Origin of the sequence: Virgibacillus natechei (genome assembly GCF_026013645.1) — a bacterium.
In the GTDB taxonomy this organism is placed as follows: Bacteria; Bacillota; Bacilli; order Bacillales; family Amphibacillaceae; genus Virgibacillus_L; species Virgibacillus_L natechei.
On record NZ_CP110224.1, the window covers coordinates 991858 to 1015465 of the forward strand.

The 23608-nt window shown below is 39.9% G+C and carries 19 protein-coding genes; 9 read left to right on the forward strand and 10 right to left on the reverse strand.

What is annotated here, in order from left to right; all coding sequences use genetic code 11:
• Positions 1 to 5 precede the first annotated feature (5 nt).
• The 5 genes from ribH to OLD84_RS05385 all read left to right on the forward strand — a co-directional run bounded on the left by ribH (position 6) and on the right by OLD84_RS05385 (position 5441).
• On the forward strand, positions 6 to 476 hold the full coding sequence (ribH, locus tag OLD84_RS05365) for a 6,7-dimethyl-8-ribityllumazine synthase (RefSeq protein WP_209463758.1): 471 nt from the start codon (positions 6 to 8) through the stop codon (positions 474 to 476).
• A 385-nt stretch (positions 477 to 861) separates the two neighbouring features.
• The gene (locus OLD84_RS05370; RefSeq protein ID WP_209463757.1) at positions 862 to 2739 is read left to right on the forward strand and encodes an ABC-F family ATP-binding cassette domain-containing protein; all 1878 of its coding nucleotides are present in this window, start codon (positions 862 to 864) and stop codon (positions 2737 to 2739) included.
• A 106-nt stretch (positions 2740 to 2845) separates the two neighbouring features.
• Complete coding sequence (locus OLD84_RS05375; RefSeq protein WP_209463756.1) at positions 2846 to 3415, forward strand: hypothetical protein; 570 nt, start codon at positions 2846 to 2848, stop codon at positions 3413 to 3415.
• An 89-nt stretch (positions 3416 to 3504) separates the two neighbouring features.
• Entirely contained in the window at positions 3505 to 4554 is a 1050-nt protein-coding gene (locus OLD84_RS05380; RefSeq protein WP_209463755.1) for a C45 family autoproteolytic acyltransferase/hydrolase, read from the forward strand.
• Positions 4555 to 4772: 218 nt separating this feature from the next.
• The gene (locus OLD84_RS05385; RefSeq protein WP_209463754.1) at positions 4773 to 5441 is read left to right on the forward strand and encodes a hypothetical protein; all 669 of its coding nucleotides are present in this window, start codon (positions 4773 to 4775) and stop codon (positions 5439 to 5441) included.
• A 72-nt stretch (positions 5442 to 5513) separates the two neighbouring features.
• Here OLD84_RS05385 and OLD84_RS05390 read toward each other — a convergent pair whose 3' ends face one another.
• The 5 genes from OLD84_RS05390 to kynU all read right to left on the reverse strand — a co-directional run bounded on the left by OLD84_RS05390 (position 5514) and on the right by kynU (position 11091).
• A complete protein-coding gene (locus tag OLD84_RS05390; protein WP_209463753.1) occupies positions 5514 to 6854 on the reverse strand; it encodes a CoA-disulfide reductase in 1341 nt (446 codons plus the stop codon).
• 34 nt (positions 6855 to 6888) lie between these two features.
• The gene (locus OLD84_RS05395) at positions 6889 to 8232 is read right to left on the reverse strand and encodes a sodium-dependent transporter (RefSeq protein ID WP_209463752.1); all 1344 of its coding nucleotides are present in this window, start codon (positions 8230 to 8232) and stop codon (positions 6889 to 6891) included.
• A 101-nt stretch (positions 8233 to 8333) separates the two neighbouring features.
• Positions 8334 to 9185 (reverse strand): tryptophan 2,3-dioxygenase, encoded by an 852-nt coding sequence (kynA, locus tag OLD84_RS05400; protein WP_209463751.1) that lies wholly within the window; start codon positions 9183 to 9185, stop codon positions 8334 to 8336.
• Positions 9182 to 9823 (reverse strand): arylformamidase, encoded by a 642-nt coding sequence (gene kynB / locus OLD84_RS05405; RefSeq protein ID WP_209463750.1) that lies wholly within the window; start codon positions 9821 to 9823, stop codon positions 9182 to 9184. The genes kynA and kynB overlap by 4 nt, the downstream gene beginning before the upstream one ends.
• Positions 9823 to 11091 carry a kynureninase gene (gene kynU / locus OLD84_RS05410; RefSeq protein ID WP_209463749.1) on the reverse strand — a complete coding sequence of 423 codons (1269 nt, stop codon included), beginning with the start codon at positions 11089 to 11091 and terminating at the stop codon, positions 9823 to 9825. Before kynU ends, kynB begins: the two co-directional genes overlap by 1 nt.
• Before the next feature lie 1457 nt (positions 11092 to 12548).
• Between kynU and OLD84_RS05415 the strand changes: the two genes are divergently transcribed.
• The 4 genes from OLD84_RS05415 (at position 12549) to OLD84_RS05430 (ending at position 17468) form a co-directional block, all read left to right on the forward strand.
• Positions 12549 to 14186 (forward strand): thiamine pyrophosphate-dependent enzyme, encoded by a 1638-nt coding sequence (locus OLD84_RS05415; protein WP_209463784.1) that lies wholly within the window; start codon positions 12549 to 12551, stop codon positions 14184 to 14186.
• Positions 14187 to 14266: 80 nt separating this feature from the next.
• A complete protein-coding gene (locus OLD84_RS05420; protein WP_209463748.1) occupies positions 14267 to 15763 on the forward strand; it encodes an aldehyde dehydrogenase family protein in 1497 nt (498 codons plus the stop codon).
• A gap of 60 nt (positions 15764 to 15823) precedes the next feature.
• Positions 15824 to 16996, forward strand: coding sequence for a saccharopine dehydrogenase family protein (locus OLD84_RS05425; protein ID WP_209463747.1), 1173 nt, complete (start codon positions 15824 to 15826; stop codon positions 16994 to 16996).
• A 163-nt stretch (positions 16997 to 17159) separates the two neighbouring features.
• A complete protein-coding gene (locus OLD84_RS05430; protein ID WP_209463746.1) occupies positions 17160 to 17468 on the forward strand; it encodes a DUF3870 domain-containing protein in 309 nt (102 codons plus the stop codon).
• Between the two features lie 228 nt (positions 17469 to 17696).
• Here the strand turns inward: OLD84_RS05430 and OLD84_RS05435 are convergent, their stop codons facing one another.
• From OLD84_RS05435 to mreBH, 5 genes are all read right to left on the reverse strand, one after another.
• Complete coding sequence (locus OLD84_RS05435) at positions 17697 to 19136, reverse strand: NAD-dependent succinate-semialdehyde dehydrogenase (RefSeq protein WP_209463745.1); 1440 nt, start codon at positions 19134 to 19136, stop codon at positions 17697 to 17699.
• A gap of 27 nt (positions 19137 to 19163) precedes the next feature.
• Positions 19164 to 20369 carry an acyl-CoA dehydrogenase family protein gene (locus OLD84_RS05440; RefSeq protein ID WP_209463744.1) on the reverse strand — a complete coding sequence of 402 codons (1206 nt, stop codon included), beginning with the start codon at positions 20367 to 20369 and terminating at the stop codon, positions 19164 to 19166.
• A gap of 24 nt (positions 20370 to 20393) precedes the next feature.
• The gene (locus OLD84_RS05445; protein ID WP_209463743.1) at positions 20394 to 21545 is read right to left on the reverse strand and encodes a CaiB/BaiF CoA transferase family protein; all 1152 of its coding nucleotides are present in this window, start codon (positions 21543 to 21545) and stop codon (positions 20394 to 20396) included.
• 254 nt (positions 21546 to 21799) lie between these two features.
• Positions 21800 to 22153, reverse strand: coding sequence for a DUF1428 family protein (locus OLD84_RS05450; RefSeq protein ID WP_209463742.1), 354 nt, complete (start codon positions 22151 to 22153; stop codon positions 21800 to 21802).
• A gap of 212 nt (positions 22154 to 22365) precedes the next feature.
• Positions 22366 to 23373: a rod-share determining protein MreBH gene (gene mreBH, locus OLD84_RS05455; protein ID WP_209463783.1), complete on the reverse strand. Its 1008-nt coding sequence runs from the start codon at positions 23371 to 23373 to the stop codon at positions 22366 to 22368.
• Between the last annotated feature and the right edge of the window lie 235 nt (positions 23374 to 23608).

Below are 23608 nucleotides of genomic sequence, written 5' to 3' on the forward strand. Positions count from 1 at the left end.
TACACATGGGAAAAACACTTGAGGGAAACTTAGTTGGCAGTGATTTAAAGATAGGAATTGTAGTCGGCAGGTTTAATGAATTTATCACGAGTAAATTATTAGAAGGAGCAGCAGGCACGCTGAAAAGACATGGAGTAGATGAGGATAATATTGATATTGCATGGGTTCCTGGTGCATTTGAAATTCCATTAATTGCACAGAAAATGGCAAACAATCCAGCATACGATGCAGTTATTACATTAGGGACTGTGATTCGAGGCTCAACACCACACTTTGATTATGTTTGTAATGAAGCTGCTAAAGGTGTCTCAAATGCATCTACTCAATCTGGCAAGCCAGTAATCTTTGGAGTGCTAACAACCGAAACGATTGAACAGGCAATGGAACGTGCAGGTACTAAAGCAGGAAATAAAGGTGCAGAAGCAGCAGTCTCTTCGATTGAGATGGCAAATCTCATAAAAGTGATAGAAGAGTAAAAGGAAGTCGAGAAAGCAGGTTGGTTCTGCTCTCTCGACTTTTTAAATGGAAAATTATCCGTTAGTACGATAAACTAGTAATGTGTGTTAAAAGCCTACAGAATCAGTATGTAGAGTCGAGCTTTTGAACACCCCTATAAGGAAGCTATTTAGAATCGGGGGAGATTGCAATCAAACTATTAATCGTACAATTGGCCATTACAGCTGTTGTTTGGACAGGAATGGCATTCTTTTTTTCTGAAATGGATCAAGTGAGTAAAGCAATATTCTACATTGTTACATCATGGCTACTGTTATTAATTGTTATCACTTTGAAAGCATATATTCGTAATAAAAAGGGCGACACACAATAGCTGCTAGCTTAAAGCGTGAGGAAGGTATGTAAATGCTTAATATAGAAAATTTATATAAATCATATGGAGAAAAGGTACTATTTCGTGATATTACATGTACGATTTCCGACCGTGAACGGATTGGTCTAATCGGTGTAAATGGTACGGGAAAGTCCACTTTTTTAAAAACGATTGCCGGAATAGATACACCTGAAAAAGGAACGATCAAGCATGCCAAAGATTATCACATTGAATATTTGGCACAGGATCCTGAGCTAGATGAAAATTTAACTGTTATTGAACAAATTTATCATGGTGAAGCTGCAATTATGAAGGTGATGCGTGACTATGAGCAGGCTTTGTACCGTCTTCAATCAAAACCAGATGACGATGAGGTGCAATCTCACTTACTTAAAATGCAACAAAGGATGGATGAGTATGAAGCCTGGGAGGCAAATACGACTGCTAAAACGGTACTTACAAAATTAGGAATCATGGATTTTGAAAAGAAGGTTACAGAGCTTTCCGGAGGGCAAAAGAAACGAGTGGCGATCGCAAAAGCGCTCATTCAACCTGCTGATCTACTAATATTAGACGAGCCGACCAACCATTTGGATAACGAAACAGTCGAATGGCTAGAGAAATATTTACAAGTATATAAAGGATCTCTATTACTCGTTACGCACGACAGATACTTTTTAAATCGTGTTACCAATCGAATTTATGAATTGGATCAAGGTAACTTATATATTTATGAGGGTAATTACGAAGTCTTCCTGGAGAAAAAGGCAGAGCGTGAAGAACTAGAAGCGAGTAATGAACAGAAGCATCAAAACACGTTGCGACGTGAAATTGCCTGGTTAAAACGAGGAGCAAAAGCTCGGTCAACAAAACAAAAGGCGAGAATTGATCGTGTTTCCGAGATGAAGGAAGAGACGTTTCATACAACAAAGCAAAACGTCGATTTCCAAGTAGGCTCCACACGGTTAGGCAAAAAAGTTATTGAATTAAAAGATGTTGAAAAGTCATTTGAAAATAAACAGTTATTAGATGGGTTTAACCATCTGGTCGTACCCAGAGACCGTATTGGTATAATTGGTCCAAATGGAACAGGGAAAACAACATTATTAAACATAATGGCTGAGCGGATTCAGCCTGATCAAGGAGAAGTAGAAATAGGCGAAACGGTTAAAATTGGCTACTATACCCAAGGCGACGAAGAACTCGATGGAAATATACGGGTTATCGACTATATAAAAGAAGTTGCAGAAGTTGTCCATACGAAAGATGGTTCCGTCATTACTGCAGAACAGATGCTGGAGCGGTTTTTATTTTCCCGACCTGAACAGTGGACCTATATTCGCAGGCTTTCCGGCGGGGAGAAGCGGCGTCTTTATTTATTAAAGGTTTTAATGACAGAACCCAATGTGTTGTTTTTAGATGAGCCAACGAATGATTTGGATACCCAAACATTGAGTGTGCTTGAAGAGTATTTGGAGCAATTTCCTGGTGTTGTCATCACCGTTTCCCACGATCGTTACTTTTTGGACCGGGTCGTGGATCATTTACTTGTTTTTATAGGTAATGGTAAAACCCAGCATTTCTTTGGAAATTATAGTGACTACCTGGAGCAGAAAGAGCCAGATGAAGAGAAACCCGCGAAGCAGGAAAAAGTAGAGAAGAAACCGAAACAAAAGAAAAAGCTTTCCTACAAGGAACAAAAAGAATGGAATGAGATTGAAGATAAAATTATGGATTTGGAAGCAAAAATAGAAGAGATACAAGCAGGCATTGTAGAAGCTGGAAGTGATTCAGAAAAAGTTCAGGATTTATTCACCGAGCAGCAGAAAGTGGAAGAAGAATTAGAGATAAAGATGGAGCGTTGGGAGGAACTATCCCTAATAGTCGAGGAATTGGAAAACAAAGCATAACACGCTTGTAAGAGATTGCAAATTTTCTAAAGTTCACTGCATAACCTGAATAAGATTATGGATATAGATGAAAACTATCATCATAACTTATTTAGGTGGGTCATATATGAATAAAAGGCAATTGTATAATGAAATTTATGAACGAAGGGAGCAACTAGATAGCCTATATACTGAATTCTGGAATTCTTATTCGGGATTAGATACATGGTATTTTTGGTTTCTTATTACGTGTATCGTGCTACCATTGGTTTTCCTTTACTTTGTAATAGACAGAAATAGGTTATTCGAAATTGCTTTTTATGGTTATACAGCACATATCCTCTGGCTAATGATTGATACTATTTTAACTGCACAAAATTATTTTGTTCATCCACATAGTATCAGCCACCTCACTCCAACTGGAATATCGGTAACAGCTGTTTTATTTCCAGTAACTTTTATGTTACTGTATCAATATTGTACCAATAAAGGGAAAAATTTCTATCTGTATGCCGTGATGACATCGATTGTATTTGCTTTTGGATATGGTGGAATTTCTAATGTGGTAGGCTTATTGGAAATGCACAAAGGTATGAATTTAGCCTATTTATTTCTTATTGATATAGCAATCGCATTCATTGCTCTATGGGCGACGAAGGTATTCTTGAAAATAAAGAAGACAAATAGGAAAATATAATTTTTTTGATATTTTATTAAATTTTCCATTTCATTCCCTGTTGCGATCGGTTAAAGTAAAGATAGAAAATTAAAATGAGGGATGGATACATGCAGCAGATATATAGTGATATCATGCAATTTCGTGGGAGTCATTATGCGTTCGGATATCGGCAGGGAGAATTAGTAAAGGATTCTGTTATGCTAACGAATCGGCAAAGGCAATGGAAAATAAGAAAGCCGCGTTTTAGCATTCGTGAAGATGAGGTGAAAGAGGCAATTTTACCGATCGCACCCGGAATTTGGGATGAGTTAATCGGTCTTTCGGATGGTTTAAAGATATCGATGGAAGAAGTATTGAAAGAATTCGGTGGATATCGGCTGGATTATGTAAAAAGCGGGTGCTCTATTTTTACAACCTCTGATTATATGGTTCGAAATTATGATTTTCATCCTAGAACATATGAAGGACGGTATACGATTTTTCAGCCAAGTGATCAGGGCTATGCTGTTATTGGGCCTGCTCAGCGAATTACAGGGCGTATGGATGGAATGAATGAGCATGGGCTTACAATGGGCTATAATTTTATCCACCGGAAGAAGCCAGGTGCGGGGTTTATCTGTAACATGATTGGTAGAATCATTCTGGAAAATTGTGCAAATGTGGAAGAAGCAATTACACTTTTAAAGCAAATACCACATCGTCATTCTTTCAGTTACACGGTGCTGGATGAAAGTGGGGAAACGTTTGTTATTGAGGCGACTCCAAGAGGGGTTGAAGTGCGACAGTCAAATGTATGTACAAACCACTTTGAAATATTGGGGGAAGAAAATCGCCATCATTTAGATGATTCTTATCAAAGGATGCATGCTATCCAACAGCAACAAAGTCAGGCAACGGATGGATACCAAGCTTTTCGAATGATGAATGATTCCGATAAAGGCATTTTTTCCGATAAATATAAGAATTGGGCTGGAACGATTCATACATCTGTATACTTTCCAAAAGAAAAGAAAGCTTGGTTCGCTCTGGGAGGTGACCGGAAGCCAGTTATTTTTGACTTTGCAAGATGGCTGGAGGGGGAAAGAATCTCAACAAAGCGGGTTTTAGGTGAAGTTGATACAGATTTACCTTTTATGCACATGGCGAATGTACGCTGATTACTATATTATTTCTCTCTTATTTGGTATAATTAATCATATTTTTAATAGACTAAAAAGGAAGTAATAATCTAATAACATTACATTTTGATCTATTTTAAGGTTTAGTCTTCATACGAATAAGGGAAACTGTAATCAGACTTTCTTTTTTTGGAAGTAAGCATTTTCTAAGAAATACAGTTATAATAAGTACAGACAAGTATAATGGAGGTATTATTATGAAACTTTACCAAGTAAGAAAAGGACAATTTGTTTTTTATAAAAATGAATTGCACAAAGTTTATTCTGTAAAACCTGTTTTTAAAAAATCGATCCACTTGTATCGCTTGAAAGATATGCAGCAAGTCTTAACTAGAGCCAGCGAGATTGAACTGTATAGACCACAAAATAATGATACCTTTATTTTTTATGGGAAGCGATATACCATCGATAAAGATAAGAAGCCGGAATCTGGTGATTATATTTTGATTACGAAGCCAGCACCTGATTTTCTAGATCATTACTCGCTGAATGAAATTGAAAAAGTAGAAAGTGTTGAAGATGGAAATGTTGTAACTACGAAAGACAATGGTGTAAAACATAGCGAATATGTTGTTCTGGTTCCTGGGAAAACAGATGCTAGTCAGGAAATAGCTTATCTTGATAAAAATTTAGTACCTGAAGCACAACAAATTGAAGATGAGTCCATTACTTATTTGTCAGAAAAAGATACAGCACTGAGACCGGCTGTTAGTGATATCTATATTGATGTTAGAAATGATACGAAAGCAATGGTTGTTGCAATGACAGAAGATGAAGTAATCTTTGGTCATGGCGTACGCGTACATGTTGCAGAATTGTTGGATGAAAATAATTTTCAGCTTATTTATCGAGATGAAGACTTGTAAACATTGAAATCCCAGCTTGTGCGCATAGCTGGGATTTTATATTTGTTGTATTTTAACGCGCAGGCTATTTAATTAGTCAAGCATGCTTGATGCTTTATAACCGAGAATATTGACAGGATCTTTTGCGCTGGAATAAGGTGGTGCGTAGGCAAGTTCCAATTCTGGGAGATCAGCTACCGTTAACTTTGCCTTGATTGCGGTTGTTAGGACAGCTAGCCTTTTATCGGCCCCGTCAAAACCAACAACATGCGCGCCGTACAGTTGCCCTGTATTCTCATCAAATAGTACTTTAAGCCAGAGTTTATCAGATCCAGGATAATATCCAGTGTGCGAGTAAGATTGTAAGGTGGCTTCTTTAAATGTATATCCTGATTGTTTCAACGAAGTACTGTTATTTCCTGTTGCCCCAACTGTTAAATCAAATATTTTTAAAATAGCGGATCCCATTGTCCCCTTATAAGCAATAGCTTCTCCATTAAGGTGGCTAGCGATGATAAATGCTTGTCTATGTGCAGGCCAGGCTAGAGCAACGTGACGGGGTTCTTCTATAATTAGACCTTTTGTTTCAATCGCGTCACCAAGTGCATAGATATTCGGATCGGTTGTCTGCATATAGTCGTTCACAGCAATAGCACCAGTGCTTCCAAGCTTTAAAGAGGCATCAGAAGCAAGACTCGTATTTGGCTTAACGCCTGTTGCTAATATTGTCATATCCGCCTGTACGGTGTCCCCACTGTTGAGGTGGATCGTCTTCCCATCATCGGAGTAGCTTTCCATCCCATCATCCAAAATTAACGTAACATCTTTTTCTTCTAGATGATCCTCAACAATCGCAGCCATATTTTTATCCACTAATTTCATGACCTGGTCTGATCGATCGATAATTGTACAATCTAATCCAAGGGCATGTAAGTTTTCAACCATTTCTAAACCGATAAAACCTGCTCCTACAATTGCAACTGTTTTTGGCTGTTCTTTTTTAATGTAGGAATATATGTCATCCATATCCGGAATTGTGTGAAGGGGAAACATACATGATTCCTTCATTCCTTCTACAGTTGGAATAGAGGCAGATGCCCCTGGTGATAAGATTAATTTATCATAGGTTTCCTCATACGTACCTGCATCACTTTTATAGTGAATTTGTTTCGTGGAGCGGTTAATACCAGTGACTTCACAGTTCGTGCGAATCGTAACATCGTATTTATCGATAAACGTGTCGGTAGGTACAAGTAAATCGTCTCTTTCCTTTACAACCTCTCCGATATAATAGGGCATACCGCAATTTGAAAATGCGATATGATCCCCCTTATCAAAAATGATAATTTGCGATTCTTTATCTTTTCTCCTAATTTGTGCTGCTACGGTTGCGCCACCGCCAACTCCTCCGACAATTATTATTTTTTGGCCCATTCGAAAACGCTCCTTTTTATAGTTAACTTTAGATTTAAATGTCGAATATTGTACTTAGGAAAACGATTATGATGGTAATAGGGGCGACCCACCTCATAATTTGAAACCATACCTCATAAAGGCCGGTTGACAATTTATTGCTATAGGCGAACTCTTTTATCATAAGCGTCTTATCCATTTTAAAGCCAATGAATAAAGCAATTAATAAACAGCCACCTGGTAGTAGAATATTACTTACAAGGTAGTCAGTTGCATCAAACACGGTTAAACCGAAAATCGTAAAATCTGCTAAGACATTTGATGACAATGCTGCTGGTATACCTGCAAGGAAAACAATTGAACCAGCGATAACTGCGACTTTCCTGCGCGACCGCTGTTTCCCCTCTGTGAACGCAGAAGTAATGATTTCCAGCATGCTAAAGGACGATGTCATAATAGCGAATAAAAATAATAATAAAAACAGACTCAGGAAGAGTTCTCCAAATGGCATTTGGGCGAATGCTTCTGGTAAAACGATGAACAATAAACCGGGTCCTTCTGCTGGTTCAAGCCCGAATGAAAAGACAACCGGAAATATGGCTAGACCTGCTAAGAAGGAGACAATGATGTTCATGATGGAAACAGACCCTGCAGACATGGGAAGACTTATATCCTTATTTAAGTAAGAACTATAGGTGACCATCACCGAAAATCCAACAGCTAAAGAGAAAAAGGATTGTCCAAGTGCATACAAGACACCTTCTGTTGTGATCATGGAAAAGTCAGGTTGAAGGAAGAACGTTACGCCTTCCATAGCTCCTTCAAACGTTAATGCACGTATCACAATAATAATGAAGAAGATAAATAATAAGGGCATTAGTAATTTACTTGCCTTTTCAATCCCATTTTTTATCCCAAGCGAAACGACGGCTATGTTAATAATTAAAAAGGATGCAAGGCCTACAATTACAATTAGTGGATTTTCCGTAATCGTTGCGAATAGCTCGGAATAATCTGTGTTGTCCTGAATGATCATGCCAGGAATGGACAAGGCGCTGTAAATTAACACCCAGCCACCTACCACACTATAAAAGGACATGAGAAGAAAGGCACCAACTACACCCCAGCGCCCGATGATGGACCAGCCGCTTTTAGGTGCTAGTGTTTGATAGGCGCTGATTGCTTCCTTTTGTGAACCTCGTCCGATAATGAATTCGGCAAGTAATATAGGTAGTCCAATAATTATAGTGAATAAGATAAATAATAAGAAAAAAGCACCGCCACCGTTCATTCCTGTCATATAAGGGAATTTCCAAATGGCTCCCAGGCCGATGGCTGCACCTGCTGATGATAAAATAAAGCCAAGCTTCGTTGACCACTGATCTTTTTGAGCGGGCATAATATGATTTCCTTTCTAAGGTATACTTCGTTTCTATTATTGGGCAGATTTTATCGTAGTTTAATGGGCAAGAAGCCCCCACTGAATGAAGTTTTACTTTACTACATTTTTGTTCGAATGTCCCATAATTCTGGGAAGAAATAATGATCCAATACTTTTTTAAGGTAGCCAACACCGGAAGAACCACCTGTCCCTGTTTTGTGGCCAATAACCCTTTCTACTGTTTTCATATGTTTGAAGCGCCATTGCTGAAATGAATATTCAATATCCACTAGTTTTTCTCCTAACTGATAGAGCTCCCAATATTGATCAACATTTTTATAAATCGTTAGCCACGCTTGTTCAACGGAGGCATCTTTAACATATGTTTTTGAAACATCTCGATTCAAAAGACTTTCATTAATAGGGAATCCTTTTCTTGCCAACGTTTCAATTGCAACATCATAAAGCCCAGGAGACTGGTATGCCTTTTCTAGTGTGTCATGAATCTCCGGTTGTTTTTCATAGATATCCAGAATGAATGGTGTCTTATAGCCAAGAACAAATTCAACGAGTCGATATTGATAGGATTGGAAGCCAGATGCATTCCCTAGTTTATCACGGAATTCCATGTACTCAGCTGGAGTTAATGTTGAAAGTACATCCCATGCTTGAATCATTTGATCTTGGATGTTAGAAACACGTGCCAGCATTTTAAAGGAAGCCTGTAAGTCGTTACGCTGTATAGCAGCGATGGCCCCTTGAATTTCGTGAATGGTGAGTTTAAGCCAAAGCTCGCTAACGTGATGAATAATAATAAATAACATTTCATCATGGTGATTGGATAACCCTTTCTGGCTAGATAATAATGTATCGAGTTGCAGGTAATCGCCATAGGTCATTTTTTCGATGAAATCTGTATGTATGCCTTTTTCTGATTGAAATGTATCCTTTAGGTGCTTATCATCAGTCATGATGGAATCTCCTCATTGATGGGACGTAACACTGCACGAACAGGACTACCGTCTGCACCATGAATTGCTAAGGGAAGTGCTATTAGTTCATAATGCCCTGTATTGACATGATCCAGCATTACGTTTTCTAAAATATGAATGCCATTCCTGTAAAGGGCATGATGTGTCTCTAAGTCTTTACTATCTGGAGCATCGACGGACGGAATATCTACACCAATTAATATGACGCCTTTCTCCTGTAAAAAACCTGCAATATCTGGGTCAAGATAAGGAAGTTTGTCAGGAAAATAGGCTGGGTTATTAGGCAACGAAGTATGTAAAAGGACTCGCGTTACATTTTCCCATTCAAATTCCTGTAATACGTCGGCAGTAATCCAGTTCGTATGGCTAACATCAATGACCATTGCTTTTCCAATATAATGATCTATATTCAGTTGTTCCACTGTCTTACCATCTGAGTCATAATGAAATGGTGCATCGATATGTGTGCCAATGTGTAAACTAGCTGTCATTTGTCCGATGTTGGCAGATCCTGTTTCTTCCTTTGTAAACGTAGGGGAGTAGGAGAAAGGAGTATCTCCTGGAAATTGCGCAATATCATTCGTTAAAGGTTGTGAAATATCTATCCAGTTAGCCATTATGCAATGACACCTCGCTTATTTTCAAATTTTTTATAACGCTCTTCATTCATAATTGTTTTCAGTATTTGTATCATCTGCCAAACTTCTTCAAATGTATTATACAAGGCAACAGGCGCAAGGCGAATGCCATTTGGATTACGGAAATCAGGAATCACGCCATCTGCTTTTAATGCTTTGCATATACGAGCGGCTTCTGGGTGTTCAAGGAAAACGTGACCACCTCGTGTGTTATCATTTCTCGGGTTAGCGATTGTGAAGGTAAACCCCACTAATTCAGTTTCAACCAATTTCATTAAATAATTCGTTAGCTGGAGCGATTTTTGGCGTATTTTATTTATCCCAGCTTCTTGAAACATTTCTAAGGATCCAAGTAATGGCGCGGCACTTAATACGTTCGGTGTTCCAATTTGGTATGCACTTGCATCGTCAGCCGGTGTGAGTGTATGGTCCATATCGAATTGTTTTTCCTTTGATGAGCTAAACCATCCTGCGAGGCCTGGATCATTGCCAAAGTGCTTTTCATTTACATACAGACCCCCGACACTTCCAGGTCCTCCATTCAAGTGTTTATACGTACACCAAAAGGCAAAATCGACACCCCAGTCTATTAATTGATGGGGGATAGATCCAATCGAATGGCACAGATCAAATCCAATTAAAATACCGCGTTTATGTGCTTCTTTTGTTAAGGTCTGCATATCTAAAATTTGTCCACTGCGATAGAGTATGCTTGGCAATACAATTAATGCGACATCGTCTGTCATAGCATCAATTATATCCTGTGTATCGAGTGTGTTATTAGTGCTCTTAACCTGAATCAAATGCTCTTCAGGGTCCAGTCCCTTTTGCTTCAGTTGGCTCTTAAGTGCATATATGTCTGAAGGGAAATTCAGTTCATCGGCAAGGATTTTCGTTTTATTTCCTTCAGGTTGGAAAAAGCTCGCAACGAGTTGATGAAGGTTGGTTGTCGTGGAACCTGTTACGATAACTTCTTCTGGCTTAGCACCAACTAAGGAAGCAGACATTTTACCAAGTTTCTCGGATAAGTAAAACCATGGATGTGTTCCTTCTGTCCATCCATCTATTGCATGCATTTTCCAGGATTCCATAATTGTATCGACGGCTTGTTCTGCCCGTATTGACAGGAGTCCCAATGAGTTACCATCAAAATAAATCGTGTCCTTCGGGATATAAAATTCGTTGCGGTAATGCTTAAGTTCGTCTTGTGCGTCTAAATGTCGTGCGTGTTTAATCCCAGTATTCATTCTCAGCACACCTCCTTTTCGGTTAGGTTATAGTATCATTCTAACAAATGTTTCTATTTTCGCGTAAGGAAAACTGTGAAAGGCAAAAATGTATTTAATCGCTGGATTCATTATATTCGAATAATAGTGATCTTTATTTAAATAATATAGGTTATAAGAAATGAGGCGTTCATTTCTTTGTTAAATATTGCAAATAATAAGACGATGTTTTATGCTAGTGTTAGGTAGTTGAAATGTGGTTTGATTTATTGAAATAGATAGGTTGGTACGTCATTTATGTAATCGGTTTCATTTGCCGAGAAGGCTCTTTTCGTAAGGATTGTTACTTTTAGATCTTCTTAGTTGATATAAAGTGCGACGTAACTACTGTCTGCTATAAGTATTTGCTATAATCGCCGTTCGGGGTCGCTACGGGCGGATGCTTTCCGCGGGCACGGCTTTGCCCTGGCAAAGGGTATGTCGACGTTGTTCGCAAAGAACGGTTTTAGTCGACCTTCCTTAGGATAATGCTGCGGGGTCTTCAGACTCGTGCTGGGGCTGCGCGTAAATGCTCGCCCCACCGAAAACCATTGTTCCCGCAGGAGTCACCGCCCTTCGCTCACCCGAACTGGTGAGGTGGTTCGTTGTTTTGAATATTGATTACTAATGCTATTTAGCGGCAGTAATACCAGCGGAGGAAACACATGAAGACTCCTGCGGGAGGAAAGGCCTCGGTGAGACCCCGCAGTGCGCCAGCACAAGGAGGCTCACCAGCCGCCCGCGGAAAGCGAAATGTGTTTCCGTAGCGAATCTCCGCTCTCAACCAGTGTTTGCAAAAGAATTCTCACTGCGTCGTCTACTATTGATTTTGTGTTTAGAAAACTTGGCATTCGTTAAAGGGATTCTTAGAAAGTGTTCTTTGCTTTGTAAGAAACCCTTATGCTTTGGAGTGCGAGCTTTTAATGGCGAGTGCCTTAGTTACACTTATGCAGTAGGAAAGTTTTCCTGTCTGCCAAAAACAAAAATCATTTAGAAAATAGCCATCAAGAAAAACGCCCTTATACTTGTACAATGCTGCGGCTTATGACCTCGTGACACTCGATTATTATAAGGTTTCGAGCGTGTTATAAGTCTCTGGCGCCAAGGGTACTGCGGTTGAATGTGGATCATTATCCAAAAGTCTCAACATGAACTGGATGGTCGGGAATAAGGAAGTTTTACAAGCATTAGCGACTTTCGGCATTGATGCAGAAAAACCAAGTGGAACGATATTTCTTTGAGCTAAAGTTCCTGACGGGTATTATTCCATTGATTTAACGAATAAGCTATAGGGTGAAGCTGATGTTATTGTTACTCGAGAACAGCCTTTGGGGATTCTCGTGAAGAAGGTTATTTTAGGATAGCGTTACGGTAACAACAGATAGCAGTACAGCGTCTTTAACAAGCTTAATTTGAATGGAGGTCAGTTGCTCGTGAAAATGACCGCAGCTCAAGCAATTATAGAATGTATGAAAAAAGAGGGTGCTCGAAAGACGTTTTGCGTGCCTGGTGAAAGTTATTTACCTGTTCTTGATGCGTTACATGATGAACCTACCATTGATGTAATTTCAGCCAGACATGAAGGCGGGGCTGCATTTATGGCAGAAGGGTATGCAAAAGCTGCTTTAAAGGCGGGCATTGTGCTTGCTACAAGAGCAGTTGGTGCAGCGAATTTGTCCATCGGTGTACATACGGCCTACCAAGATTCCACACCAATGATCGTTTTCTTAGGGCAGGTTCATCGTAAAGTCAGGGGGAGAGAAGGGTTTCAAGAAGTGGATTTAGTCAGGTATTTCGAGCCTATTGCGAAATGGACCACAGAAGTCAGTGATCCTGAACGTATACCAGAAATCGTTCAGCGCGCGTTTCGGATTGCACAATCAGGTAGACCAGGTCCTGTCGTCATTTCATTGCCGGAAGATGTTTTGCCACAAGAAGCAGAAATGGAATTTGGGCCTGTCACAGTTATTCCGAAGCCTGCACCATCGCAGACAGAAATAGCACGCGTTGAAGAACTTCTTAAAACAGCAAAAAAACCATTAATTATAGCTGGGGGAGGGGTGAAAAGTGCTCGAGCGGAAGAGGATTTGATTCGTTTTGCAGAGAAGTACAACATACCCGTCGTTGCAGCATTTCGTCGTCATGACGCATTTCCACATGATCACCCCTCCTATGTAGGTCATCTTGGCCTTGGTACGAATAAAGAAATTCTGAAAACTGTAGAAGAAGCAGATGTCATTCTGGCACTGGGTACAAGGCTTTCAGAAGTGACGACGCAAGACTATTCGATTATAACACCGGCTAAAAGATTGATTCATGTAGCAATTGATTATGACACGATTGGTAAAGTTTACCCACCGGAAATTGGGATCGTTGCTGACTTAAAAGAGGCATTACAGCTGTTCATTCATATGGAGGTAGATGGGGACTGGGGGAGCTGGATTAATGAAAGGCGAAAAGCATATGTGAATATAAGTCGTTTGAATGTTTCAGATAATGATGTAATCAATAAACATATTGTCGCTATCATGGCGAAACATCTTCCCAAAAATGCGCTTCTAACAACAGATGCAGGTAACTTTGCAGGGTGGCTTCATGGTTTCTATCCATTCCGTGAAAAACATACGTATGTTGGTCCGACTTCAGGGGCAATGGGTTATGGGATGCCTGCAGCACTAGGGGCGAAGCTTGCTTTTCCAGAAAAAATAGTCGTTTCGTTATCTGGAGATGGTGGATTTATGATGACAAGTCAGGAACTGGAAACAGCTGTGAGAAATAATATTCCTGTCATATGTCTTGTTTTTAATAATAATATGTATGGTACCATCCGTATGCATCAAGAAATGCATTATCCGGAAAAAGTAGAAGCGACCGATTTAGGTGACGTTTCGTTTAAGGATTTAGCAATTAGTGTTGGAGCTGACGGATATGCCGTAAATACGATAGCGTCATTTGAAATAGCATTGGAAAAAGCAATGACTAGCGAAAAACCATCCGTGATCGAAATTATAACGGATAAAGAGCAAATTTCTGTTTCATCAACGATTACAGAAATCCGTAGCCGGAATCTGAAATAGTAGTAATGCGTGTTCGGAAGGGGGACGGACTTTTTGAACGTGCTCTATTAATAAAATTTCTATATAGGAGGTATTTTTTCATGACAGTCGTATCATTGGAAACAAACAAACTAGCAAACTATATTAACGGAGAATGGGTAGATATAAGGAATGCTGCATTAGTGCTTAATCCGGCAACAAGAGAAACGATTGTGGAGGTACCGCTATCGGACGCATCGAGCGTGGATCATGCTGTCTCTGCTGCTAAGAAAGCCCAAAAGGATTGGGCGTTAGTTCCTGCACCACAACGTGCTGAAGTACTCTATCAAGTTGGTTATCTAATGAAAGAACGTAAAGAGAGGCTTTCTCAGTTATTGACGATGGAAAATGGGAAGGTTCTGGAAGAAGCGCGTGGAGAGGTACAGGAAGGTATTGATATGGCCTTTTATATGGCGGGTGAAGGACGTCGTCTCTTTGGGCAGACGACACCAGCCGAATTGAACGATAAATTTGCTATGAGCCAACGCTCTCCAGTTGGTGTGGTTGGGATTATTACGCCATGGAACTTCCCGATTGCTATCGCAACATGGAAGTCGTTCCCTGCGATTGTTTCCGGTAATGCAGTGATCTGGAAGCCTGCGACTGAAACACCGATTATGGCCCATGAACTTGCGAAGATATTTGAAGAGGCAGGGTTGCCTAAAGGCTTATTGAATGTCGTCTTTGGTGCTGGTTCTACCGTTGGAGATGCAATGGTTCAACATCAGGATATTCGTGTTATTTCATTTACAGGTTCGGATGTGACAGGTCGAACTATTGCTAGTGAGTGCGGAAAGCAGTTGAAGAAAGTATCCCTTGAAATGGGTGGGAAAAATGCTGTTATTGTCATGGATGATGCTGACTTGGATCTGGCTGTGGAAGGTATCTTATGGAGTGCGTTTGGTACGAGTGGACAGCGCTGCACAGCCTGTAGTCGTGTTATCGTGCATGAAAAGGTAAAAGAAACGCTGGAGGAGCGCTTACTTGCAGCGATGGAAAAATTGACTATTGGTAATGGGCTTGACGAATCGAATAAAGTTGGGCCAATTATTAATAAAGCTGGCATGGATAAAATTAAGGAATACATGGAAATCGGAAGGGAGGAAGGTGCTAAATTACTTGCTGGTGGTTATGTGTTGAATGAAGGAGAGCACGGGAAAGGAAATTACTTTGCACCAACACTATTTTCGGATGCTACTTCCGACATGCGCATTGCTCAGGAAGAAATCTTCGGACCAGTTGTTTCCTTAATTTCAGTCCCAAATTTTGAAGAAGCGATTGAAGTAAATAATGGGGTGACATTTGGACTTTCAAGCTCGATATTCACAAGTGATGTCAATCGTGTATTTAAAGCACAGCGCGATTTGGATACTGGAATTGTTTACGTGAATGCAGGTACTACTGGAGCGGAAATTCATTTGCCGTTTGGTGGAACAAAAGGTACAGGGAATGGTCATCGTGATTCAGGTGTGCAGGCACTGGATGTATTTACGGAATGGAAAGCGATTTACGTAGACTACAGTGGAAAATTACAACGCGCACAGATTGATGTAGATTAATATAGGAATGTGTAAGATCTCTTGTTCAGGTTTGATTAATTTTTCACAGGGAGGAATTGCATGAAAATCGGTGTATTAGGTTCAGGCTTAATGGGAAAAGAAGCTGCACGTGATTTAATAGATAGTAATGGTGTAACAGCTGTTGGTTTAGCAGATATTGATCTAACCCGTGCACAGCAAGTTGTTGATCAATTACATTCATCTAAACTGACTGCATATCAAGTGAATGCAAGTGATGAAATGGAATTGGCAACATATATGCGGCAATTTGATGTGATTATTAATGCACTATTTTACTCCTTTAATGAGACCGTTGCAAAAGTGGCAATTCAAGTAGGCGTGAATTCGGTTGATCTTGGTGGACATATTGGTCATATGACAGACCGGGTGTTAGCACTGAAAGAAGATGCAAAAGCAGCAGGTGTTACGCTCATTCCAGATCTAGGTGTTGCACCAGGTATGATTAATATTTTATCGGGACACGGAGCTAGCAAACTAAACCAATTAGAATCTATAAAATTGTATGTAGGCGGAATTCCTGTTAAACCAGAGGCCCCAATTGAATATAATCATGTATTTTCAATGGAAGGGGTTTTTGACCATTATACAGATCCCTCCCTCATTATTCGAAATGGAATTAAACAAGAAATCTCCTCTTTGACAGAGGTAGAGCGCGTTTACTTTAAACAATTTGGCCCGTTGGAAGCATTCCATACTTCAGGCGGGACATCAACATTATCCCTATCCTACCCTAATTTAAAAACATTGGAGTATAAAACAATTCGTTATCCTGGTCATGCTGAGAAATTCAAATTACTAGTGGATCTAAACCTGACCAAGGCGGATTATGAAGTCGATGTAAATGGGCAAAAAATTAAACCACGCGAAGTATTCCTTAAAGTGTTGGATCCGATCGTTGAACTAGGGGAGAAAGACGATGCAGTCTTATTAAGAGTGGTGGTTTCTGGCGAAAAAGAAGGGAAACCAGCAACCTATGAATATGAAATGACAACTTATAAAGATAGAAATACAAATGTAACCGCAATGGCTCGAGCTACTGCGAATACAATATCCGTTGTTGCTCAAATGATTGGGACTGGAACCATTTCCCAAAAAGGTGTTTATCCACCAGAGAAAATTGTTATTGGCGATACGTATATGAAGGAAATGGAAAAGCGTGGCGTAACGATTACAGAAACAGAAAGTGTAGAAAAACCCTGGGTAAATACGTAAATGATTTCCCTCTGCTTTTTGGTAGAGGGAGTTGCTTTTAGGATAAAAATCGAAGCAAAGGATAGACGAAAAGAAAATACTTTAATAGTGAAAGTCGTATCTAATCATGATCGGGTTATCAAGAAGAATTTAAACCACTAAAAGATGAAGGAATGATTATAAAATGAATACTGTATTTATTGCAGGACATGCACGCCTCCCTTCAGGAATGGCTGCAAAAAGTATATACGAAACCTTAACGATAACAGCGGAAATAGACAAGAAATATGGTGTAGTCGTAACAGCCAGTTGCACATTGGCGACCGTTCATGGTAGAGAATTTGTTCAACAACTACTTCGTGGCCATAGTTTACAAGATGGCATCGATAAACCAGTGGAAGAAATAAAAGAACATTACTTAGGAAAAGCTGGTGGCGCTCTAGCTTCAGCATTGAAGGATTTGTATAAGCAGTATGAGGGGTATATTGCATGAATAATCACGTGGATCGATAGAACCTCAGGTCGACTCGAGAGCAGCCCCAGGTCGACTCGAGAGCAGCCCCAGGTCGAGCATTAGAACGCTTTTCGCTTGAGCAGGAGAGGTTGTCGCTCGAGTAAGACTCGTCCTCGCTCGAATGAGCAGCAACATTCGAAACTCGCGCGGTAGCATCGCGTCCCCACAAAAAAAGCGATCCAAATCAATCAAGGATCGCTTTTCAAATTAGCTTATTCCAATCGATACAAATTTCTTTTCTAGAAATTCATCCATTCCGTGATGTCCGCCTTCTTTGCCGTTTCCGGATTGCTTTATTCCGCCAAATGGTGCTTCCGCAACGGCAGGGAAGACGTCATTTATGCCAACAATGCCGAATTCTAATTTTTCGGAGGCGCGAATGGCCTGATTTGTGCTTTCTGTAAAAATATACGCAGCTAAACCATAATCTGTATCATTCGCTTTGTGTAAAACTTCTTCCTCATCCCGAAATGTTTGTATGGGTATAATCGGGCCGAATGTCTCCTCGTTCATAATCAGCATATCATCTGAAACATTGGTGAGAACAGAAGGGTTGTAGAAGCAGCCTTCCAAATTACCTTCCCATTCACCACCACCAACGACAACCTGTGCGCCTTTTTCGATAGCATCCTTAAGGTGTGATTGGACTTTTTCCAGAGCCTGTTGATTGATCAGTGGCCCAAGATCAACATCTTCTTCCAGACCAGAGCCAACTTTTAATTGGGAGACTTTTTCGGTAAGTAATGCTGTAAATTGGTCGGCAATCGATTCATGCACATACAAACGGTTGGTACAAATACAGGTTTGCCCATTATTTCTGAATTTGCTAGCTAATACTAGATTGGTAGCCAGGTCGATATCTGCATCGTCAAAAACAATACTGGGTGCATGGCCACCAAGTTCAAGTGAAAGCTTCTTTACATGCTCGGCGCTTTCCCGCATTAAGTATTTTCCCACCGCAGTAGAACCTGTGAATGTCAATAATCGTACGTCTTTGTCTAAAAGCAGTGCATTTCCAATTGCTTGAGCATCACCAGTTACTAAATTAACAACACCTTCAGGCATTCCAGCACGATCGAAAATCTTTATAATTTCAATTGCTGATAATGGTGTCTCAGGCGCGGGTTTTAATACTACCGTACATCCAGCCGCTAAAGCAGGGCCAATTTTTCGTGTGACCATGGAAGAGGGGAAATTCCAAGGTGTGATCGCACCGACAACTCCTACAGGTTGTGGAATAACAAGCATTCGTTTTGATTTAATGGAGGAGGGGATCCACTCCCCATAGCCTCTGCTAGCTTCTTCTGCGTACCATAATAAAAAGTTCGCAGCACCTTTCACTTCACCTATTGCTTCATTTAAAGGCTTTCCTTGTTCTAATGTTAAAATTTCTCCTAGTCGATCGGCTTCTTCTAACATAAGTTGAGATGCTTTGTATAAAACACGTGAACGCTGTCGGCCTGTCATGTCACTCCACACGGTAAATGCCTTAGAGGCAGCCTGAATTGCTATCTCCGTTTCTTGAGCTCCACCATATGCAACCTCCGTAATTGGTTCTAGTGTAGTAGGATTATATATGGTTTCTTTCTCCTGAACATCGATCCATTTACCACCAATAAAAATACTCTTTGTTTGTTTGTCAAACATTACATCCGATACCTCCCAATGCATAAGTTATTTTACTGTTTCTGGATTTCCCCATGCTGGCAGCATTTTATTTAACTGCTTATCCTGGCGATATCCTAACACGTACTCTGCTTGCATAACTGTATGGATCTCACGAGTCCCTTCATAAATGACAGGTGCTTTGGAATTGCGCAAATACCTTTCAACTGGATACTCATCGGAATAGCCGTAGGCACCATGAACCTGAACAGCGTCATCAGCAGCTTTATTAGCAAAATCACATGCCTGCCATTTTGCCAGAGATGTTTCTCGAGTGTTTCGCTTCCCTTGATTTTTTAATTCACCTGCACGATAAACAAGCAAGCGGCTCATTTGTAGTCCTGCTTCCATGTTAGCAATCATTTGTTGTACCAACTGATGCTTCCCAATTTCTTTACCAAATGTCTCGCGTTCATGACAATATTTCACACTGGCTTCCAGACATGCCATAATCTGTCCAACTGCACCTGCCGCAACCGTGAACCTTCCATTATCAAGTGCTGCCATTGCAATTTTGAAACCTTCACCTTCTTCACCAAGCAGATTTTCTTTTGGTACCTTTACATGATCAAAGAAGATTTCGCCAGTATTACCAGAACGAATGCCATGTTTTCCTTTGATAGCTTTTGAAGAAAACCCTTCCCATGTACGTTCGACAATAAATGCTGAAATCCCTTTATGTTTTTCCGATTTGTCTTTCGTATAGGCAAAAACTAAAAAATGATCGGCTGTATCGCATAAGGAAATCCATGTTTTTTGGCCATTTAAAATATAGTAATCGCCTTCCTGAACGGCAGTTGATTGTAAGGCGGAAACATCGGATCCAGCTCCTGGCTCAGTCAGTCCGAATGCACCAAGTTTTTCTCCTTTTGCTTGTGGAGTGAGGTACTTTTTCTTTTGTTCTTCGTTCCCCCATTGGAGCAATGTCATGCTGTTTAACCCAGTGTGAACAGATACCGCAGTTCGAAATGTGGTGTCTCCACGCTCTAACTCTTCACAAACAATCGCGAGTGAATTATAATCCATTCCACTTCCGCCATATTCTTCGGGTATACAGACTCCCATTAATCCTAGGTCTGCAAGCTTCGGCAGGATAGATGGATCAAATCTTCCCTCGCGATCCCATTCAGCTATATATGGCATAATTTCCTTATCTGTAAAACTTCTCACGGTATCTCGCAATATTGCTTGTTCTTCAGTAGATTCAAAATTCATTCTAGTCATCTCCCTAAATTTAATTTATTTTACAATCCCTAAACGGCTGAATATATCTTCATTATGCTCTCCTGCATTTGGTGGGTGATGGTTCATCGATACTGGTGTTCGTGATAACTTTAATGGACTTCCTATCATATTAATTGCACCAGCAGTAGGGTGTTGATAATGAATAAACATATTTCTCGCTTTTAATTGTGGATCCTTTGCCACTTCTTCAATCGTATGAATGGGTCCACATGGTATGTTATTTTCCTGGCATTTTCCCTGCCAGTAGGCTGTTGTTTTCGTTGAAAAAATATCTTGTAGTAACGGGACTAAATCCGCTCGATGCTGTACCCTGTCTGGATTTGATTGAAATCTTTTATCTGTACTTAATTCCGTTTTTTCTAAAACAGTACACAATGCCTTGAACTGATTGTCGTTACCTACTGCAATGACCATTTCCCCATCTAACGTTTTGAAGGTTTGGTACGGGACAATATTGGCGTGATGATTACCAAGTGCTGTAGGTGTTTTTCCTGACATTAAATAATTACTGCCGATATTCACAAGGGAACTTACTGCAGAATCATACAACGAAAGATCTAACTTTTGACCTTTACCGGATATAGTACGTTCCAGTAAAGCACTTTGAATGCCAATACAGGCATATAACCCTGTTAGAATATCCGTAATGGCTACCCCTAGTTTTTGTGGACCTGAATCTTCATCGCCTGTTATACTCATTAATCCACTCATTGCTTGAATAATAAAATCATAGCCTGGCATGTCCTTATAGGGACCTGTTTCTCCAAACCCCGTAATGGAGCAATCTACAATTCCAGGATTAATTTGAGCAAGTGTCTCGTAATCCAGTCCAAACCGTTCCATGGTGCCAGACTTGAAATTATTAACGATGACATCGCTTTCGGTGACGAGTTTCTTAATGATTTCTATTCCTTCATCTGTCTTTAAATCAACCGTAATACTCTTTTTATTACGGTTAGCAGATAGGTAATAGGCACTTACATCGTTTTGAAAGGGTGGCCCCCATCTACGTGTCTCATCACTTCCGCCGGGAGCTTCAACTTTAATTATTTCTGCCCCCAGGTCACCTAGAATCATGGTACAGTATGGACCCGCAAGAACACGCGATAAATCTAGCACTCTAATATTCCCCAGTGCACCATTCATTATGTCACTCCTTCCATGTAGATACTAAAAAAAGCCAATTCAAATTGATTACAGTACTTCTGCAATTCAACTATGAACTGGCTTTTATCTGTTGGAACGACTCCAGAATTAGAACCGTGAACAGATTAGGCAGCATTATAATTTTTTAAGCGATCATGTGTGATAAACGTGGATGCGTTTTAAACATGATTCATTATTTTCATTATACATTATTCTGAATAAAGTGTAAATGTTTTGTGAAAAAATAGAATCTTCTACACTCGAGTCGTGAAGGATGCAGTGATGGTTTCGGATAAATCAATATTTTTCTTTAATTCTTCAAGTAATTGATTCATTTCGTCGTTATGATTAACCTGATTTTTAACATCCTCATAATGAGACTTGTTGCGATAAATACTTTGTCCGAAGAAAATTTGTTCATTGTTGTTGACACTTATAAGACTATGTAGACCATTGCAACCATGGTGTCCGTCTAAATTATCGACATGATAAATTGTTTTTTCTAAAGTACCATTTAGTAAGTGAATTTCATTAATCCTATCCCTAATATCAAGAAATATTTCTACATTCTCTTTCTTAACCCGGTATAAGTGAATAACTGTATACATTTCACGTCACCCCCACTATGCTTTCTCTAAAAGTAGTTCGATATAAAAGAGAAAATTCCTTTAAATTATCTAAGAAACTTGTAAGAAGGTGGTTTAGAAAAAAATAAAAATGCTCGTGCACGGAAGGCATGAGCATTTTTAAGTAGTTTGAGGATTGGTCGACGACACTAGTACGTCCTGTACATCGTCACCCCGTACGGATGAGTTTTCCTTTATTTTGCAGCTTTTTGCAGTTTTTCAATCATTTTTAAGGCACGACCCGTCCCAATAGCAACAGATTCAAGTGGGGTTGGAGCAAGGTGTACAGGGACGAATATTTCATTTGCTAGCCATTCCTGCATACCTGCTAAGAGAGAGCCACCACCAGTTAGAACAATTCCGTGATCGACAATATCACCACTTAATTCGGGTGGGCAACTTTCTAATGTAGAACGAACTGTTTCTAAAATATGCTCCAGTGATTCCTTCAAAGCATAATATATCTCGGTAGAAGTTATGGTAATCGTTTTTGGTAACCCAGTAACCATATCTCGTCCTCGTATTTCCATTGTTTCTTCTTTGTGATTCTTGTGTGCATAGCCGATTTCCATCTTAATATTCTCAGCCGTACGTTCACCAATTAGTATATTATAGTTTTTGCGGATATGTTGGATAATTTCCTCGTCCATTTTGTCGCCACCTGTGCGAACAGAGTTACATGATACAACGCCACCAAATGAAATAATACCTACTTCAGAAGACCCCCCGCCAATATCGACAATAACATTTGCGGTAGGTTCATCCACAGGAAGATCAGCACCAATTGCTGCTGCGACAGGTTCTTCTATTAAATGAACCTGTTTAGCGCCGTAACTTGTTACAGCATTATGAATGGCTCGTCTTTCTACGGAGGTACTTCCCGAAGGCGTACAAACAACAACAGTCGGCTTGCGCATGGACGAGCCAACTTTCTTGCTTACTTTTTTCAAAAATTCCTTCAGCATTTGTGCGGTTACATCGTAATCAGCTATAACGCCGTCTCTTAAGGGGCGTATCGGGACAATGTTCTGTGGTGTTTTTCCGACCATTTCTTTAGCTTCCGTGCCAACGGCTACTACTTGTTTTGTATTGATATTAATGGCCACTACAGATGGCTCATTTAAGACAATTCCTTTTGTTTTTGAATAGATAAGAATATTAGCTGTACCTAAATCAATCCCCAGTTCAGCGTTAGATAACATAGACATGTTGTGATCCTCCAATGATGACAGTTTACTTACATATAAATTCTATCATATTTCATGATTTATGGGGGTGTGTGCATACGTTACACTTTTTGGTAATAAGCGCACTTCTCCCTATACGACCTTCATTTAAAATAAAGCATGTAACGGGCGATATCAAGTAACAATTCAATGACAGTTTTGGAATTCTTGTAATAAAACAAGGTAGTTAGAAAGGGTGTCAATGGTAATT

What these genes read in the sequence shown, in the direction of transcription:
- ribH (WP_209463758.1), top strand. Translation starts at nt 6, where the DNA reads ATGGGAAAAACACTTGAGGGAAACTTAGTTGGCAGTGATTTAAAGATA.
- OLD84_RS05370 (WP_209463757.1), top strand. Translation starts at nt 862, where the DNA reads ATGCTTAATATAGAAAATTTATATAAATCATATGGAGAAAAGGTACTA.
- OLD84_RS05375 (WP_209463756.1), top strand. Translation starts at nt 2,846, where the DNA reads ATGAATAAAAGGCAATTGTATAATGAAATTTATGAACGAAGGGAGCAA.
- OLD84_RS05380 (WP_209463755.1), top strand. Translation starts at nt 3,505, where the DNA reads ATGCAGCAGATATATAGTGATATCATGCAATTTCGTGGGAGTCATTAT.
- OLD84_RS05385 (WP_209463754.1), top strand. Translation starts at nt 4,773, where the DNA reads ATGAAACTTTACCAAGTAAGAAAAGGACAATTTGTTTTTTATAAAAAT.
- OLD84_RS05390 (WP_209463753.1), bottom strand. Translation starts at nt 6,854, where the DNA reads ATGGGCCAAAAAATAATAATTGTCGGAGGAGTTGGCGGTGGCGCAACC.
- OLD84_RS05395 (WP_209463752.1), bottom strand. Translation starts at nt 8,232, where the DNA reads ATGCCCGCTCAAAAAGATCAGTGGTCAACGAAGCTTGGCTTTATTTTA.
- kynA (WP_209463751.1), bottom strand. Translation starts at nt 9,185, where the DNA reads ATGACTGATGATAAGCACCTAAAGGATACATTTCAATCAGAAAAAGGC.
- kynB (WP_209463750.1), bottom strand. Translation starts at nt 9,823, where the DNA reads ATGGCTAACTGGATAGATATTTCACAACCTTTAACGAATGATATTGCG.
- kynU (WP_209463749.1), bottom strand. Translation starts at nt 11,091, where the DNA reads ATGAATACTGGGATTAAACACGCACGACATTTAGACGCACAAGACGAA.
- OLD84_RS05415 (WP_209463784.1), top strand. Translation starts at nt 12,549, where the DNA reads ATGACCGCAGCTCAAGCAATTATAGAATGTATGAAAAAAGAGGGTGCT.
- OLD84_RS05420 (WP_209463748.1), top strand. Translation starts at nt 14,267, where the DNA reads ATGACAGTCGTATCATTGGAAACAAACAAACTAGCAAACTATATTAAC.
- OLD84_RS05425 (WP_209463747.1), top strand. Translation starts at nt 15,824, where the DNA reads ATGAAAATCGGTGTATTAGGTTCAGGCTTAATGGGAAAAGAAGCTGCA.
- OLD84_RS05430 (WP_209463746.1), top strand. Translation starts at nt 17,160, where the DNA reads ATGAATACTGTATTTATTGCAGGACATGCACGCCTCCCTTCAGGAATG.
- OLD84_RS05435 (WP_209463745.1), bottom strand. Translation starts at nt 19,136, where the DNA reads ATGTTTGACAAACAAACAAAGAGTATTTTTATTGGTGGTAAATGGATC.
- OLD84_RS05440 (WP_209463744.1), bottom strand. Translation starts at nt 20,369, where the DNA reads ATGAATTTTGAATCTACTGAAGAACAAGCAATATTGCGAGATACCGTG.
- OLD84_RS05445 (WP_209463743.1), bottom strand. Translation starts at nt 21,545, where the DNA reads ATGAATGGTGCACTGGGGAATATTAGAGTGCTAGATTTATCGCGTGTT.
- OLD84_RS05450 (WP_209463742.1), bottom strand. Translation starts at nt 22,153, where the DNA reads ATGTATACAGTTATTCACTTATACCGGGTTAAGAAAGAGAATGTAGAA.
- mreBH (WP_209463783.1), bottom strand. Translation starts at nt 23,373, where the DNA reads ATGTTATCTAACGCTGAACTGGGGATTGATTTAGGTACAGCTAATATT.